The organism is Bradyrhizobium sp. CB2312 (assembly GCF_029714425.1).
Lineage (GTDB): Bacteria > Pseudomonadota > Alphaproteobacteria > Rhizobiales > Xanthobacteraceae > Bradyrhizobium.
Genome location: NZ_CP121668.1, coordinates 1964290 through 1980298 on the forward strand (window position 1 = coordinate 1964290; position 16009 = coordinate 1980298).

General features: G+C 63.3%; 14 protein-coding genes. 12 read left to right on the top strand and 2 right to left on the bottom strand.

What is annotated here, in order from left to right; genetic code table 11:
* The first annotated feature begins 71 nt into the window (after nucleotides 1–71).
* The 4 genes from trbF to QA642_RS09375 are packed head-to-tail and all read left to right on the top strand — an operon-like array spanning nucleotide 72 to nucleotide 3221.
* Nucleotides 72–755 carry a conjugal transfer protein TrbF gene (gene trbF / locus QA642_RS09360; RefSeq protein ID WP_283084401.1) on the top strand — a complete coding sequence of 228 codons (684 nt, stop codon included), beginning with the start codon at nucleotides 72–74 and terminating at the stop codon, nucleotides 753–755.
* Nucleotides 752–1774, top strand: coding sequence for a P-type conjugative transfer protein TrbG (gene trbG / locus QA642_RS09365; RefSeq protein ID WP_167381183.1), 1023 nt, complete (start codon nucleotides 752–754; stop codon nucleotides 1772–1774). The genes trbF and trbG overlap by 4 nt, the downstream gene beginning before the upstream one ends.
* Nucleotides 1771–2976: a TrbI/VirB10 family protein gene (locus QA642_RS09370; protein WP_283084402.1), complete on the top strand. Its 1206-nt coding sequence runs from the start codon at nucleotides 1771–1773 to the stop codon at nucleotides 2974–2976. The genes trbG and QA642_RS09370 overlap by 4 nt, the downstream gene beginning before the upstream one ends.
* Nucleotides 2977–2978: 2 nt before the next feature.
* Nucleotides 2979–3221, top strand: a complete 243-nt coding sequence (locus tag QA642_RS09375) for a DUF2274 domain-containing protein (RefSeq protein WP_283084403.1) — start codon at nucleotides 2979–2981, stop codon at nucleotides 3219–3221.
* Nucleotides 3222–3405: 184 nt separating this feature from the next.
* On the opposite strand, the gene QA642_RS09380 is transcribed toward QA642_RS09375, so the two are convergent.
* Nucleotides 3406–4311: a TauD/TfdA family dioxygenase gene (locus QA642_RS09380; RefSeq protein WP_092220473.1), complete on the bottom strand. Its 906-nt coding sequence runs from the start codon at nucleotides 4309–4311 to the stop codon at nucleotides 3406–3408.
* A 908-nt stretch (nucleotides 4312–5219) separates the two neighbouring features.
* Entirely contained in the window at nucleotides 5220–5849 is a 630-nt protein-coding gene (locus QA642_RS09385; RefSeq protein ID WP_092220475.1) for an FMN-binding negative transcriptional regulator, read from the bottom strand.
* 1191 nt (nucleotides 5850–7040) lie between these two features.
* Here QA642_RS09385 and QA642_RS09390 point away from each other — a divergent pair.
* From QA642_RS09390 to QA642_RS09425, 8 genes are all read left to right on the top strand, one after another.
* On the top strand, nucleotides 7041–8243 hold the full coding sequence (locus QA642_RS09390) for a cytochrome P450 (protein ID WP_283084404.1): 1203 nt from the start codon (nucleotides 7041–7043) through the stop codon (nucleotides 8241–8243).
* Nucleotides 8244–8335: 92 nt separating this feature from the next.
* Complete coding sequence (locus tag QA642_RS09395; protein WP_283084405.1) at nucleotides 8336–9637, top strand: cytochrome P450; 1302 nt, start codon at nucleotides 8336–8338, stop codon at nucleotides 9635–9637.
* The gene (locus tag QA642_RS09400) at nucleotides 9625–9933 is read left to right on the top strand and encodes a ferredoxin (RefSeq protein WP_092220483.1); all 309 of its coding nucleotides are present in this window, start codon (nucleotides 9625–9627) and stop codon (nucleotides 9931–9933) included. The genes QA642_RS09395 and QA642_RS09400 overlap by 13 nt, the downstream gene beginning before the upstream one ends.
* Nucleotides 9920–10765, top strand: a complete 846-nt coding sequence (locus QA642_RS09405) for an SDR family oxidoreductase (RefSeq protein WP_092220485.1) — start codon at nucleotides 9920–9922, stop codon at nucleotides 10763–10765. The genes QA642_RS09400 and QA642_RS09405 overlap by 14 nt, the downstream gene beginning before the upstream one ends.
* Nucleotides 10765–12108, top strand: coding sequence for a cytochrome P450 (locus QA642_RS09410; RefSeq protein WP_283084406.1), 1344 nt, complete (start codon nucleotides 10765–10767; stop codon nucleotides 12106–12108). Before QA642_RS09405 ends, QA642_RS09410 begins: the two co-directional genes overlap by 1 nt.
* Nucleotides 12109–12241: 133 nt before the next feature.
* Nucleotides 12242–13240: a polyprenyl synthetase family protein gene (locus QA642_RS09415; protein ID WP_092220495.1), complete on the top strand. Its 999-nt coding sequence runs from the start codon at nucleotides 12242–12244 to the stop codon at nucleotides 13238–13240.
* Nucleotides 13241–13523: 283 nt separating this feature from the next.
* Nucleotides 13524–15074, top strand: a complete 1551-nt coding sequence (locus QA642_RS09420) for a hypothetical protein (protein WP_283084407.1) — start codon at nucleotides 13524–13526, stop codon at nucleotides 15072–15074.
* Nucleotides 15071–15973 carry a hypothetical protein gene (locus QA642_RS09425; RefSeq protein WP_283084408.1) on the top strand — a complete coding sequence of 301 codons (903 nt, stop codon included), beginning with the start codon at nucleotides 15071–15073 and terminating at the stop codon, nucleotides 15971–15973. The genes QA642_RS09420 and QA642_RS09425 overlap by 4 nt, the downstream gene beginning before the upstream one ends.
* Nucleotides 15974–16009 lie beyond the last annotated feature (36 nt).

The window sequence follows — 16009 nt, forward strand, 5'->3', positions numbered from 1 at the left end:
CCTACAGCGCCTCAAAATCCGAGCCACCGCACGACTTGAAACCGATCACTCGATACCAGGGGCAACCATCGATGTTCAAACGATCATCAGTACACTACGGGCGAATGCCCGAGCCGACTACGCCTTATCAAAAGGCAGCTCAGGTTTGGGACGAACGCATCGGATCGGCGCGAGTGCAAGCGAAGAACTGGCGCCTGATGGCATTCGGTTGCTTGATGCTTTCAGTCGGTCTCGCGGGTGGACTTGTCTGGCAATCAAATCAAGGCTCGATCACGCCGTGGGTGGTTGAGGTCGATCATCTTGGAAAGGCCCAAAGGGTTGCGCCAGCTAACATCGACTATCAGCCGACTGATGCGCAGATTGCCTACCATCTGGCGCGCTTTATCGAGGATGTCAGGAGCCTACCTGCCGACGGAATCGTTCTGCGCCAAAACTGGCTTCGGGCCTATGATTTTACAACCGATCGCGGCGCGGCTGCGCTCAACGACTTCGCGCGCAACAACGACCCGTTCGCAAAGCTGGGTAAGGCGCAAATCTCCGTCGAGGTCTCGAGCGTCATTCGCGCCTCTTCGGAGAGCTTTCGGGTGGCTTGGACCCAGCGCACCTACGACAACGGTTCGTTGAGCTCGATTGAGCGCTGGACTGCAATTCTCTCGATCGTCATCGAGACGCCCCGCGACGCCGAACGCCTGCGCAAGAATCCGCTTGGCGTTTACGTCCGCGCGATCAACTGGTCAAAGGAGTTGAGTCAGTGACCAAGACGCAATTTGACGTTAATTCGAAGCGCAGCAAGCTCAATTCGGCTTGGACCGTGTTCGTGAACTCGAAGCGTGCAGTTCTGTCCGCTATTCTGCTTTGTCCGTCGGCGCTCGGTGGGTGCGCGACCTACATTCCGCCGGAGATCAGCTATGACACCGAAGTGCCACCGCTATCGGCGACGCCGGTGGCTGTCAACGACAGATCGCGATCGCTTCACGTTCCACCCCTCTGGAAGCCCGCTCTCGGCGGCAAGTCGGGAGAGAAGGAAGATGCTGAACCCGTGAGCCGGGTTGAGACAGCAAATAGCGCAGCCCGGGTCGAACCGCGCAAGCGGGGCTATTTCAACGCGGCGCAAATCTACGCCTACAGTCCCGGCGCGCTCTATCAGATTTACGCCGCGCCGGGGCAGATCACGGATATCGCGCTCGAGGAGGGAGAACAGTTGACGGGATCAGGGCCGATCGCGGCCGGAGATACCGTACGCTGGGTCGTGGGCGATACCGAGAGCGGGAGCGGGGACACACGGCGTGTCCACATCCTGGTCAAGCCGACCCGAGCTTCGATCGAGACCAACCTGGTGGTCAATACTGACCGGCGCACCTACCTGATCGAGCTACGCTCCCGCGAGCGGCCATACATGCCATCCGTTGCCTGGTACTATCCTGAGACGGTACGCGAACGGTCGCGTTCAGCTGCTCTGAAGCCCGTCCTTCCGGATCCGGCGCAGCGAATCTCCCGCTATGCCATCGAAGGCGACAGTCCTCCCTGGCGGCCGCTCGCAGCATATGACGATGGCCGCAAGGTCTATGTCGAATTCCCGCAAGGCATCGTGCAGGGCGAGATGCCTCCGCTCTTCGCCATCGGTCCAGACGGCAAGACTGAACTCGTCAACTACCGCGCTTACGGCAACGTATTGATCGTCGATCGGCTATTTGCTGCCGCGGAACTGCGGCTTGGCGGCGAGCACCAGCAGAAGGTCCGCATTGTTCGGACCGACGGGAGGCCGTCGTCATGAACACCCGGAATGGAAACGATCAGGAACAAGCCGCTCCGCCTGAGACACAAGAGGATCAGTCCAGGAGCTTCCGCTTGAGAGCAGAGCATCCGCGCGTGACGCGATTGTCGCGGAAGATCCTGGCCGGCGGGAGCGCAGTTGCATTACTTGTCATCGGCGGAGCGGTGCTGTGGTCGCTGCAGAGCAATCATCCACGCAATCAAGCGGCCGATGAGCTTTACAGTACCGACCATCACAATGTTGCCGACGGAATTACGATGCTGCCGAAGGACTATGCCGGCGTTCCGCGCCAGCCAATCCCGCAGCTTGGTCCGCCGCTCCCCGGCGACCTTGGTCGGCCGATCCTTGCCGCTCAGGGCCAGTCACCGGCGATCGGCGCCGATCCGGAGCAGCAGCGCCGGGAACAAGAGACCGAGGCAGCCCGCACCAGCCATTTGTTCGCTGCGATCAATGGCGGAGCGCGTCCGTCCGCTGCGGCGGTTGAAAACGACCGAGTCACGCCACCGTATGCAACGAGCACTGGCGATGATGGATCTGCGCAGAACGGCCAGGACCGCAAGCTTGCCTTCGTGAACGCCTCTGTGGACCGCCGAGCGGTAAGCCCTGACCGTATCGCCAAACCCTCTTCACCATACATCGTGCAGGCTGGGACGGTGATTTCAGGGGCGCTTATCACCGGGATCCGATCGGACCTTCCAGGCCAAGTGACCGCGCAGGTCATGGAGAACCTTTTTGACTCACCGACCGGCCGCTTTCTGCTTGTGCCCCAGGGAGCGCGTCTGATCGGGGTCTACGATAGCCAGGTCGCTTTCGGCCAGTCCCGTGTCCTGCTCGTCTGGACCCGGTTGATCATGCCGAATGGACGTTCTATCGTTCTCGAGCGGCAGCCTGGCGCTGATGCCGCAGGATATGCAGGCCTCGAAGACCAGGTCGACAATCACTGGGGTGAGCTGTTTAAGGCTGCGGCACTGTCCACGTTTCTGGCGGTCGGGACCGAACTGGGAGCCGGCTCTGATACCAACAGCAACGACAGCGCAATCATCCAAGCGTTGCGGCACGGCGCCTCGGACTCACTGAACCAGACCGGACAGCAGGTAGTTCGGCGCAGTCTCAACATCCAGCCCACGCTGACCGTGCGACCTGGTTTCCCGGTTCGTGTTCTCGTCAATCGCGACCTCATACTTGCGCCATATGGAGGATAGGGATGCCCAAGCTTAGAATAGGAGAGCTTCCAGACGACAAGCCGGTCAAAGTGAGTGCGGAGCTGCCCGCGGCCGTGCATCGTGATCTCATTGCATATGCAGAAGTGCTTACGCGTCAGTGTGGTCAACTGGTCGGTCCAACTAAACTCATCGCCCCAATGTTGGCGCGCTTTATGGCCGCTGACCGAGAATTTTCTAAACTGAAACGTGAAGGCCACGTACCGGCCACCGGCGAAGGACAGTGATGCTCGTGGTTTCCTCGAAGCCGTTGCCCACGCTAAATAGTTGCCAGCACAGCGAAACGCTGCCGAGTTGGCATCAAGAGCTGAGATATGGCGTCGCAAAGTTCTTCCGAGTTTGCCCCGAAACAGCTCCGATTGCCAATTTTTCCCAGTTTTCAGCGCGGGGCGCGGGGGCGTCGACGTGAAGTTATTCGGTCATCTTTCGCGTTACACTGCTCCGGCCATCGACACTGACAGGCACGTCACCCTCGATCGTGGCCCGACGTACGACGCGATGCTGGTCCCCGTAATCGTTGACCGCGTAATGCTGCGTTGCGCGGTTATCCCACAGCGCAATATCGCCCTCTAACCAATTCCAACGCACAGTGTTTTCGGGCGCGGTGATGTGAGACTGGAGCAGATCGAATAGCTTTTGTCCGTCGTATTTGCGGATTCCAATAAAGTGCTTCACCAAGGCGCCGAGCACTAGCGTCCGCTCGCCCGTTTCGGGATGGACGCGTACGACGGGATGCTCGGTCTCAAAAACCGTTCTGGTGAACACCTCGTCAAAATGTTTCTTGTCGACCTCACGGACCCGCGCGATCCCGGCGTAATCGAAGACGTTGCTGTGAACGGCCCATAGGGCCTCGGCAAGCCGTTGTAGCGGCGGCGGCAGACCAAGATAAGCGGCAGCTGTGTTCGACCATACGGTGTCGCCTCCGAACATTGGCATTACAACGGCCCGCAGGACCAAAATCTTGGGATAGGCGTCGGCGAAGGTCCCATCCGCATGCCAAACGTCGGCACGACCGCCGCCGCGAGTGGAGTCCAGTTCGAGGAGCGACGCCATCCCTTTGGTAGCACCGAGCATCGGATGTGGCACTAGCTTTCCGAGACGAGCGGCAAAGCGCTCATGCTCAGCGTCATTGAGATGTCCTTGATTGCGGAAGAAGATCACCTTGTGCTCGAGCAATAAGCTGTTGATCGCGGCGATCGTGTGGTCCGGTAGGTCGCCTGATAGCTTGATATTTTTGACTTCGGCACCGATGCGCGCTGCACGTTTCGCAACATCGGTGCTCGGAATGGCGCCTCCGATCAAAGCGTTTGTGCTCATCTTTGCGTTTCCAAGCCTTTGCAGTTCTTCCTCACCCCTTGGGACAAATGATCTTCAGCAAGCATCGTGCCAAGCAAAACGCAAGTATGTACTCGATCATGGGCAGTAAACGAATCGTGGCATTTGGCACGAGTCACTCGAACTGAGCCAGTGGTTGGGCCGAGTGACGAAAGAACTCGCTCACCGAGCCACCCCTTCGAATGTCGAATCGCGAAGCGACACCAGGAGCGAGCAAACGGCAGGTCTTGAATGGCAATAGATTATGGTGGTCATGAATTATGTAGTCCGGCCCTGCCGCGCGGAAGCGCCCCTCGAAAACAAATCATCCCACGATTGATACGTTGACGAGACGAGATTGCGGGCAAGTTCCGTCTCAACTGGCATATCGCTCACTATGACGATGACGGTTCTTTCTGGGGACAAATCATTGGCCTGCATATACAAGCGTCGCGGCTCTTGCTTGCTCATGCTCCTAGACTGAGTTGCGCGGCTCGCAACTCGCTGAGGTGAGTCTCCATTCCAAGTCGTTGTCACTTGTGCGCGAATTGGTTCAACAATGTAATTGCTTCCGGGGGACGAGATGGAGTTTGCAGAGCGTGAGCATTGCTGCCTCCGCGGCTCTTTTCTGGATTGCTTTGTTTTGAGCAATGGCCATCCCGGGCGGCGCAGGGAGCCGCAGAGTCGAATGGGCTTTCGAAAGTCTGGACGCTTACTATGCGCGTTGTACTGGACCTGACACAGATTGTGCCTCTGTCAGAATGCGGACAAGTGTCTGCACAGTGCGGCAAGCCCGAGCTGACGTTTCCGTTCGTGAATTTCGCGAGTTAATTGATGGCCCGACCGCTGGGGTTCGTGAGAGCTGTAGATGTAAGATGGCTGCGGCGCTGCTGGTCATGCACATTTTCGTCTCAGTCCTGAACCAAGATAAGAGCTGCAACTTCCTGGTCCCGTGCCAGTTTGCTCGCCGCTAGGCCGGTGGCGATACCAATGCGATCAGGCGTGGGGCGGTTTTGGCTCATCTTGCGTTTGCCTTGGACCATGGTGATAGGGATGCGCACGCCGACGATTTCACGCAACTGGGCGCCGATGAAATCCGCGGGAGCATCGCTGACGGCCCAGGGCGTCGCACGTGATGTCTCATGGATATTCGTCAGACGCGTCACAACCTCAAGCAGGCGAGTGGGATCCTCGAAGAACTCAATCGGCCCATGGGCGTGGACCGCGATGTAATTCCATGTCGGAACCACATGTTCAGCTTGTCGCTTGCTAGGATACCAGGATGGCGTCACATAAGCCTCTGCGCCAGTAAAGATTGCCAGAGCTTCTCCGATCGGGGCCGTGCGCCATTGCGGATTGCCCTTCGCCAAGTGCCCGTATAGTGCGCCGTGTTCGCCTTCGCTCTCGTCGAGGAAGAGCGGAAGAGGCGTCGCAAGTGGCCCATCTGATGTCGCTGTGACTAGGTTGGCCAATCGGGCGCAGTGGATTGTCGCTCGAATATTCTCGATGTCGTCATCTCGAAAGTGGGTTGGTATGTACATGAAGGCTCTCCGTTGCAGGTCGTCGAGATAGACGCAAGTCGATATGCGAGAAAACTGTCAGTTTTAGTCGCTCCCGTAGAGCTTCTCCGCTTCCTCTTTCGACGTGACGGCTTCGGATTTATTTGGGACACGGGCAATTCCACTCAGCCGCTTCAGTGCGTGAAGCTGCCGTTGGGTTGGTGTTTCCGTAGCTATTATCCTGCGGGCTGAGCCAGGCATCCATGGACCCTCAGAGATCGTACCCCGGCTCGCCTGTATGAAGCGATCCGGCAGCTGTCCCTCGACCCGTACCGAGTCGGGTTAGGCGAACCAGTCCTTGATCTTGGCAAGATCGACACCGACCTCTAAAGCCGTCTTCATCGTCTGAACTGCGTCGGTGGGTAGAAGTCGAAGGTGATCGCAACCAACCGGTCATTAAAACACGAGAGTTCCCGTCTATGGTGGACGCCTCGCCCGAGGGCAATCGGCCGAGGAGATTGTCGATTCCATCGCTGACGCGCGATCAGGTTGAGGCCGCGACCGAATTCGCCGTAGCGAGGGTGCCCCTATCTCCCGCGGAAGCTGGCGCTGGCAGAGCTAGCCGGCTTTGGGTTCGATGACGAAGCCGAGGCGGGCGAGGTTGCGCCGCGCCGGATTCCGCAACCGCGTATTTCATCGACGAGAACGCGGTTCTTGAGTTTGGCAATGGTGCCAACGCGAACGTGCGCAAGTGGCTTGCAACATGGTCCTAGATTAAAGCGCGCTCTGCGCGAGCGCGGCGCCCCCCGGAACAGGAATTCGCCCGAGGGCATCGCCGTGTGCAGGTTCTCGGTCAGCGAGTGGAACGCACCCAATTGTCCTTCGAGCGAGGTCACGATGGCGAGCCGAGCAGCGCATCCCGCTGCAGGCCCGTGTTCCGAGACGCGCATGAGGCCAACCAACATAGGCGGATACCCATCTAAAATAGGTTTCCGTATGGTAGCGCATGGCGACAGAGTTTCCGCATATGTTTTGCGGCACCAGGCGCTTAGCCTAGGAGTCTACTACAAGATTCGGTAGCTGGCTAAAGCCAACTTGACGCCCTACGGTTCGGTTGCCTTCCCCGCTGCATCATCGACCAACAGAAGTGAACGCAAGCGCACGTAAAGTCGGTGACCGCAGCGCCTGTGGGCACCTTGCGCCCCTCCATCGCTTAGAGAGTGAAGTGCTACCGTGTCCGAACAACCCCTGCCGATGCTGCCGATGTGGCGCGTCGATCACATCGAGCCCTCGCCCGAGATGTTGGCGCTGCGCGCCAACGGTCCGATACACCGCGTGCGTTTCCCGTCTGGGCACGAAGGCTGGTGGGTGACAGGCTACGACGAGGCCAAGGCGGCGCTGTCGGACGCGGCGTTCCGGCCGGCGGGAATGCCGCCGACGGCGTTCACCCCGGATTCGGTGATTCTTGGTTCGCCGGGGTGGCTCGTGTCGCACGAGGGGGGCGAGCATGTCCGGTTACGCACGCTCGTCGCGCCGGCCTTCAGCAGCCGCAGGGTGAAGCTGCTGACGCCGCATGTCGAGGCGATCGCTGCGCAGTTGTTCGAGAACCTGGCGGCCCAGCGCCAGCCCGCCGACTTGCGGCGCCACCTCTCGTTTCCGCTTCCGGCGATGGTCATCAGCGCCCTGATGGGCCTGCTCTATGAGGATCACGCCTTTTTCGCTCGGCTGTCCGACGAGGTGATGACGCACCAGCATGAAAGCGGCCCGCGCAGGGCGTCGCGCTTGGCCTGGGAAGAACTGCGCGCCTACATTCGCGACAAGATGCGGGACAAGCGCCAGAATCCGGGCGACAACCTGCTGACGGATCTGCTCGCGGCGGTCGACCAGAGCAAGGCGACCGAGGAAGAAGCAATCGGCCTGGCGGCAGGCATGCTGGTGGCGGGGCACGAGAGCACCGTCGCGCAGATCGAATGCGGCCTGCTGGCCATGTTCCGCCATCCGCAACAGCGCGAACGCCTGGTCGGCGATCCATCCCTGGTGGACAAGGCCGTGGAGGAAATCCTGCGCATGTATCCGCCGGGCGCGGGCTGGGACGGCATCATGCGCTATCCGAAAACCGACGTGACCATCGCGGGCGTGCATATTCCCGCCGAGAGCAAGGTGCTGGTCGGCCTGCCGGCAACGTCGTTCGATCCTCGCCATTTCGACGCGCCGGAAATCTTCGACATCGGGCGCCAGGAAAAGCCGCACCTGGCGTTCTCTTACGGTCCGCACTCCTGTATCGGCGGAGAGCTGGCCAGGCTGGAACTCAAGGCGGTGTTCGGTTCGATCTTCAAGCGCTTTCCCGCGCTGCGCTTGGCCGTCGCGCCCGAACAATTGAAGTTGCGCAAGGAGATCATCACTGGCGGGTTCGAGGAGTTCCCGGTTTTCTGGTGATGTGCGGACGCCGCTGGGGACGCAATCGTGTCCGCGGTTTGCCGGCGCACCTGCCTGCATCGCTCAGATCAGCCAGCCAACAGGTAACGAAGATGGACGTGCAAGAAACCACGGCAGCATGCCGGGACGCGTTCGCCGAACTGGCGTCGCCAGCGTGGATCCACGACCCTTATCCGTTCATGCGGTGGTTGCGCGAGCACGACCCGGTGCATCGCGCGGCGTCGGGCCTTTTTCTGTTGAGCCGCCACGCCGACATCTACTGGGCCCTCAAGGCCACGGGCGATGCGTTTCGGGGACCGCCGCCGGGCGAACTGGCGCGCTATTTTCCGCATGCGGCGACCAGCCTGTCGCTCAATCTGCTGGCCTCCACGCTAGCGATGAAGGACCCACCGACGCATACGCGTCTGCGGCGGCTGATCTCGCGCGATTTCACCATGGGCCAGATCGACAACCTGCGGCCGAGCATCGCGCGGATCGTCGAAGCGCGGCTGGACGGCATGACGCCCGCGCTGGAGCGCGGGGAGGCCGTGGACCTGCATCGGGAATTCGCGCTGGCCTTGCCCATACTGGTCTTCGCCGAACTGTTCGGCATGCCCCAGGACGACATGTTCGGGCTCGCCGCGGGCAACGACGCCATTTTGGAAGGCCTGAGCCCACACGCCAGCGATTCCCGGCTCGCCGCGGCGGACGCGGCCAGTGCCAAAGTGAAGGCCTACTTCGGCGCTCTCATACAGCGTAAGCGCACCGATCCGTGCCACGACATCGTGTCGATGTTGGTCCTCGCACACGACGATGATGCCGACACGCTTTCAGATGCGGAGTTGATCAGCATGTTGTGGGGCATGCTGCTGGGTGGCTTCGTCACCACTGCTGCGACCATCGACCATGCGGTCCTGGCGATGCTGGCCTATCCCGAACAGCGGCACTGGCTGCAGGGAGACGCCATGCGGGTGAAGGCATTCGTCGAAGAGGTCCTGCGTTGCGACGCGCCCGCCATGTTCAGCTCCATTCCGCGTATCGCCCAGCACGACATCGAATTAGGCGGGGTGGTGATCCCGAAGAACGCGGACGTGCGCGTGCTGATCGCGTCTGGGAATCGCGATTCCGACGCCTTCGCCGATCCCGACCGCTTCGATCCTTCCCGGTTCTACGGCACTAGTCCCGGCATGTCGACCGACGGGAAGATCATGCTGAGCTTCGGCCACGGCATCCACTTCTGCCTCGGTGCGCAACTGGCCCGGGTGCAGTTGGCCGAAAGTTTGCCGCGGATTCAGGCGCGCTTGCCCACGCTGGCATTGGCCGAGCTGCCGACCCGGGAGCCCTCCGCATTCCTTAGGACGTTCCGCGCGCTGCCGGTGCGGCTGCATGCGCAGGGGCTGCGATGCGAGTCTTAGTCGACCAGGATCTGTGCGGAACCAGCGGACAGTGCGCGCTGACGCTACCGGGTATTTTTCGCCAGCGCGAATCGGACGGCGTGGCCGAAGTGTGCGGGGCGACAGTTCCGCAGGCGCTGCACGCGGCCGTGCGTCTCGCAGCCAGCCAGTGCCCGGTCGCCGCCATTCGGGTCATCAGAAGCGAAGCTAGCCGTGAGGAGCGCGCCAGCGCCGACAGTGCGCCTTCTCCAGCGGACGCGGAGCGGCATGCCGCGAGAGACCAACGCAATCCAAGAGGACACGATGGGACGGTTTGAAGGCAAGGTGGCCGTGGTGACCGGCGCCGGCGCCGGGATCGGCAAGGCATGCGCCCTCGCAATCGCGCGTGAGGGCGGCAAAGTGGTGGTCGCCGACATCGATGGTTCGGCGGCCACGGCTTGTACCGCCCAAATCGCGGCCGAGGCGGGCCACGCGCTGGCTCTGGCCATCAACATTGCCGAGGCGCAGGCTGTGGCAGCGCTGTTCGATGCGGCGGAGCGGCACTTCAGTGCGGTCGATCTCCTGGTGAACAATGCGGGCGCCATGCATCTGACTCCGCGCGACCGCGCGATCCTCGACCTGGACCTGGCGGTCTGGGATGAGACCATGGCAACCAATCTGCGCGGCACATTGCTCTGCTGCCGGCGGGCCATCCCTGGGATGATCGCCCGCGGCGGTGGCGCGATTGTCAACATGTCGTCGTGCCAGGGGCTCAGCGGTGACACCACGCTGACGTCCTACGCCGCATCGAAGGCGGCGATGAACATGCTATCGGCCTCGCTCGCCACCCAGTACGGTCATGCGAAGATCCGCTGCAACGCGGTTGCGCCGGGTCTCATCATGACCGAGCGTCTCCTGGCCAAGCTGGACGAGTGCATGCAACGGCATCTCCGCCGGCACCAGCTCCTGCCGCGCGTCGGCCGCCCCGAGGACGTGGCCGCGCTGGTGGCGTTCCTACTCTCTGACGATGCTGCGTTCATCACCGGCCAAGTGGTGTGCATCGACGGCGGCATGCTGGCGCATGTGCCGACGTACGCCGACGGTGGAAACAGCCGCGCCGCGCCGCCTTCCGGCGAGACCGCCGAAGCGGCTGCGTCGCCGCGCTGGTGATGGACATGCTGCTCAACCCGCTGAACCGTCGAGATCGGCTGCGGCACGACATCCCGGTCGTGCCCGGCGCTTTCCCCTTGGTCGGGCACCTTCCCGCTATCGTCTGCGACCTGCCGCGCCTGCTGCGGCGTGCGGAACGGACGCTGGGCAGCCACTTTTGGCTGGACTTCGGCCCTGCCGGACACATGGTGACCTGTCTGGATCCGGATGCGATCGCACTGCTCCGCCACAAGGATGTGTCCTCGGCGCTGATCGAAGATATCGCGCCCGAATTGTTCGGTGGAACGTTGGTCGCCCAGGACGGCGGCGCGCACCGGCAGGCGCGCGGCGCGATCCAGGCGGCGTTCCTGCCCACGGCGCTGACCCAGGCGGGCATCGGCGAGCTGTTCGCGCCCGTCATCCGGGCGCGGGTGCAGAGGTGGCGCGACCGGGGCGACGTAACCATCCTGCGCGAAACAGGCGATCTAATGCTCAAACTCATCTTCAGCCTCATGGGAATCCCCGCGCAGGACCTGCCGGAATGGCGTCGCAAGTACCGGCAACTTCTGCAGTTGATCGTCGCGCCCCCGGTCGACCTGCCCGGACTGCCCTTGCGGCGCGGTCGGGCCGCCCGAGACTGGATCGATGCGCGGTTGCGCGAGTTCGTTCGCGACGCGCGCGAACATGCCGCGCCCACCGGGTTGATCAACGACATGGTGAGCGCCTTCGACCGGAGCGACGATGCGCTCTCCGATGAGGTCCTAGTCGCCAATATCCGCTTGCTGCTGCTCGGTGGTCACGACACCACGGCGTCGACTATGGCCTGGATAGTAATCGAGCTGGCGCGGCAGCCTGGGCTGTGGGACGCTCTGGTCGAGGAGGCGCAACGCGTGGGCGCGGTGCCGACCCGGCACGCGGACTTGGCGCAGTGTCCGGTCGCCGAAGCGCTGTTCCGCGAGACGCTGCGCATGCATCCGCCGACGCCGCTCCTGGTGCGTCGCGCAGTGCGTGAATTGCGACTCGGCCAACGGCGCATTCCCGCGGGCACCGATCTATGCATCCCGGTGCTGCATTTCTCGACCTCGGCGCTGCTGTACGAGGCGCCTCATCAGTTTCGCCTGGCGCGGTGGCTGGAACGCACCGAGCCTATCCGGCCGGTGGACATGCTGCAGTTCGGGACCGGCCCACACGTCTGCATCGGCTACCACCTGGCATGTCTGGAACTGGTGCAGTTCTGCGTCGCCTTGGCGCTGACCATGCACGAGGGCGGGACGCGGCCGCGGTTGCTGAACGGCGTCGAAAAAGGCCGCCGCTATTACCCGACCGCACATCCGTCCATGACTATCCGCATCGGATTCTCATGAGCTGGGCATCACATGCCCCTATGGTGAGGCAGGGGCGCTGGCGAGGCGCGGGATTGCTGCACTCGGCGCGCGCTCGGTGCGACGCAGACAACACCGCGGCGGCTCGCCTGTCAGGGACAAGGACATGAACAACATGCAGCCCGGTTCTACGCCACAGGATGACAGAAGTGGTGATTCCGCGCTCGGCGGATTGGGCGCGCAGGCGCGGGGCGCATCCGGCGGGCTGCTGCCCGAGATCTGGATGCATGAGGGCGCAAACCGGATCGAACAGGTGCTGGCGCGTCTTCTCTGCGCCCAACACGACGGTGAGACCGAGCTGATGGCGGCGATGCGCTACGCCACCTTGCATGGCGGGAAGCGCACCCGCGGCTTGCTATGTCTGGCTGCCGGCACACTGGCCGACGCGCCGGCGCACATGCTCGATGACGTTGGCGCCGCCATCGAGATGATACACGCCTGCACCCTGGTCCACGACGATCTGCCCGCGATGGACGACGACGTGCTTCGCCGCGGCCTTCCGACCGTGCACGTCAAGTTCGGCGAAGCTACAGCGATCCTGGTCGGGGATGCGCTGCAAGCGCACGCCTTCCTGACCCTGGCGAGCCTGGACGCGCCGGGCGACAACCGTATCGCGCTCGTGCGCGAACTGGCGCAGGCGGTGTCAGCCGAGGGTGCCGCCGGCGGGCAGGCCTTGGATCTGTCTCTGGTGGGAAAGCACGTCGAGCTGGACAGGATCGTGGCGATGCACCGGATGAAGAGCGGAGCGCTAGTGCGCGCGTCCGTTCGCATGGGCGCCCTATGCGCTCTAGCGGAGAATGCCGCGCACGCTGCGCTGTACTGTGCGCTCGATCACTACAGCGCCTGTTTCGGCCTGGCGTTGCAGGTGATCGATGACATTCTCGACGTGACAGCGGATGCCGCGACGCTGGGCAAGACCCCCGGCAAGGACGCGGCGGCGCAGAAGCCGACCTGCGCGTCGATCATGGGACTGCAGGCAGCACGCCAGTTCGCGCTGGATCTGTTGCGCGATGCCGGGGAGGCCATCGCGCCGCTGGGACCGCGTGCGGAACGGTTGGCGCAACTCCTAGAGCGGGCCAACGCGTATCTTTTCAAGCACGCGCCATGCGCATGAGCGCGCCCGTCCGGATGAACACGCCCTCGTGCCGCTGCGATCGACGGCGAGAGATGCTGCACTTTGTCCGAGTCGCGGTGCCGATCGCAGCGGTTGCCCGCCCCGGCGCACGCGGCGCCCCGCGCGCAAGCCTACGCGGCGGACCGGCGCGAGCATCGGGGACCTCGCCACGCCGGAGCAGGGCGGCCGTCCGGCGCTCCCTACGCGACGAGCATGCGGGCGACATGGGCTGCGTCTGCCCGATCCCGGTTCTCTTCAATCGTCTGCATAAGGAACATCCATCGTGAACGCGCTGTCCGAACAGATTCTTTCCGAATTGCGCGGCCTGCTGAGCGAAATGAGCGATGGCGGCAGCGTCGGTCCGTCCGTCTACGACACGGCGCGGGTGCTGCGCTTCCACGGCAACGTCACCGGTCGGCAGGACGCATACGCGTGGCTCATCGCGCAGCAACAGGCCGACGGCGGATGGGGAAGCGCGGACTTCCCGCTGTTCCGGCATGCGCCCACCTGGGCAGCGTTATTGGCATTGCAGCGCGCCGATCCTCTTCCCGGTGCTGCCGACGCTGTCGGGGCTGCAATCCGGTTCCTCCAGGTCCAACCCGATCCCTACGCGCATGCGGTGCCGGAAGACGCGCCGATCGGCGCGGAGTTGATCCTGCCGCAGTTTTGCGGTGAGGCCGCATCCTTGCTGGGTGACGCGGCGTTTCCGCGCCATCCAGCGCTGTTGCCGTTGCGACAAGCGTGCCTGGACAAGCTGCGGGCATTGGCGATGTTGCCGAGCGGTCATCCGTTGCTGCACTCCTGGGAAGCCTGGGGGACGTCGCCGACGACCGCATACCCGGATGACGAGGGCAGCATCGGCATCAGTCCGGCGGCCACCGCCGCGTGGCGTGCGTACGCCGTGACGCGGGGAAGCACGCCACAGGTCGGGCGCGCGGATGCGTATCTCCAGATGGCATCGCGGGCGACGCGCAGCGGCATCGAAGGCGTCGTTCCCAACGTGTGGCCGATCAATGTGTTCGAGCCATGCTGGTCGCTGTACACCCTTCATTTGGCCGGGCTGTTCGCGCATCCCGCGCTCGCCGAGCCGGTCCGCGTGATTGTCGCGCAGCTCGACGCCCGCCTGAGCGTGCGCGGTCTGGGTCCGGCCTTGCATTTCGCGGCTGATGCGGACGACACGGCCGTTGCGTTATGCGTCTTGCACCTTGCAGGCCGCGACGCGGCGGTCAATGCGTTGCGCCATTTTGAAATCGGCGAGCTGTTCGTCACCTTCCCCGGCGAGCGCAATGCCTCGGTGTCGACCAACATCCACGCCCTGCATGCGTTGCGACTGTTGGGAAAGCCGGCCGCCGGCACCAGCGCCTACGTCGAGGCCAATCGCAACCCGCACGGTCTATGGGACAACGAAAAATGGCACGTTTCGTGGCTGTATCCCACCGCGCATGCGGTCGCTGCGCTGGCGCAAGGCAAGCCCCAGTGGCGGGACGAGCGCGCGCTGGCGGCGCTGCTGCAGGCGCAGCGCGGCGACGGCGGCTGGGGCGCCGGTCGCGCGTCCACATTCGAGGAAACCGCCTATGCGTTGTTCGCATTACGCGTGATGGACGAGAGAGAAAAAACCACAGGGCGCCGGCGCATCGCACAGGTGGTGGCGCGTGCGCTAGAGTGGATGCTCGCCCGCCATGCGGCGCATGCACTGCCGAAAACGCCATTGTGGATCGGCAAGGAACTGTATTGCCCCACTCGGGTCGTGCGCGTGGCCGAACTCGCCGGCTTGTGGCTGGCGCTTCGTTGGGGGCGGCCCGTCCTGACCGAGAGAGCAGGAGCGACCCCATGATCCCGGCAGAACGCGCGCTGCATCAGGTGCTGGAGTGGGGGCGTTCCCTGACCGGGTTCGCTGACGAGCATGCCGTGGAAGCGGTCAGCGGTGGCCAGTACATTCTGCAGCGTATCCGCTCGAGCCTGCGTGACATCAGCGCCCGCACCGGTCGCGATCCGCAGGACGAAACACTTATCGTGGCGTTCTATCGCGAACTGGCGCTGCTGTTCTGGCTCGACGATTGCAACGACCTTGGCCTGATCGTGCCGGAGCAGCTCGCCGCGGTGGAGCTGGCGCTGGGGCAGGGCGAGCCGTGCGCGCTCCCCGGATTCGAGGGCTGCGCTGTGCTGCGCGCTTCGCTGGCCGCGCTAGCCTACGATCATCGCGACTATGCTCAGCTTCTCGCCGATACTAGGCGCTACTGCGCGGCGCTCCGCGCCGGACACGCGCAGGCGGCAGGGCCGGAACGCTGGTCCTACGCCGAGTACCTGCATAACGGCATCGATTCGATAGCCTACGCCAACGTGTTCTGTTGCCTGTCGTTGCTGTGGGGGCTGGACATGGCGACCTTGCGCGCGCGTCCGGCGTTTCGCCAGGTCCTGCGACTCATCTCTGTGATAGGGCGCCTGCAGAACGATCTGCACGGACGCGACAAGGACACGTTGGCCGGCGAGGCCGACAACGCGGCGATCCTGCTGCTTCAGCGCTATCCAGCTATGCCTGCGGTGGAGTTCCTTAACGACGAGCTGGCCGGCTATACGCGCATGCTGTACCGGGTGACGGCGGAAGAGTGCTTTCCGGCGCCGTGGGGATCGTTAATCGAGGCCATGGCGGCCATGTCCACGCAGTACTACCAGACCTCGGCCACCCGCTACCGAAGCGACCCTCAGGGGCGAGACCAGCGTTCGCCGGCCTGACGTCGCAGGAGGCGCGCCGTGCGCGCGCTGCCGCGG

Bases quoted from the DNA above. Each gene is read 5' to 3' on its own strand.
- QA642_RS09415 (WP_092220495.1), top strand. From the start codon at position 12,242: ATGCAGCCCGGTTCTACGCCACAGGATGACAGAAGTGGTGATTCCGCG.
- trbF (WP_283084401.1), top strand. From the start codon at position 72: ATGTTCAAACGATCATCAGTACACTACGGGCGAATGCCCGAGCCGACT.
- QA642_RS09410 (WP_283084406.1), top strand. From the start codon at position 10,765: ATGGACATGCTGCTCAACCCGCTGAACCGTCGAGATCGGCTGCGGCAC.
- QA642_RS09385 (WP_092220475.1), bottom strand. From the start codon at position 5,849: ATGTACATACCAACCCACTTTCGAGATGACGACATCGAGAATATTCGA.
- QA642_RS09370 (WP_283084402.1), top strand. From the start codon at position 1,771: ATGAACACCCGGAATGGAAACGATCAGGAACAAGCCGCTCCGCCTGAG.
- QA642_RS09400 (WP_092220483.1), top strand. From the start codon at position 9,625: ATGCGAGTCTTAGTCGACCAGGATCTGTGCGGAACCAGCGGACAGTGC.
- QA642_RS09425 (WP_283084408.1), top strand. From the start codon at position 15,071: ATGATCCCGGCAGAACGCGCGCTGCATCAGGTGCTGGAGTGGGGGCGT.
- QA642_RS09405 (WP_092220485.1), top strand. From the start codon at position 9,920: ATGGGACGGTTTGAAGGCAAGGTGGCCGTGGTGACCGGCGCCGGCGCC.
- QA642_RS09380 (WP_092220473.1), bottom strand. From the start codon at position 4,311: ATGAGCACAAACGCTTTGATCGGAGGCGCCATTCCGAGCACCGATGTT.
- QA642_RS09395 (WP_283084405.1), top strand. From the start codon at position 8,336: ATGGACGTGCAAGAAACCACGGCAGCATGCCGGGACGCGTTCGCCGAA.
- QA642_RS09375 (WP_283084403.1), top strand. From the start codon at position 2,979: ATGCCCAAGCTTAGAATAGGAGAGCTTCCAGACGACAAGCCGGTCAAA.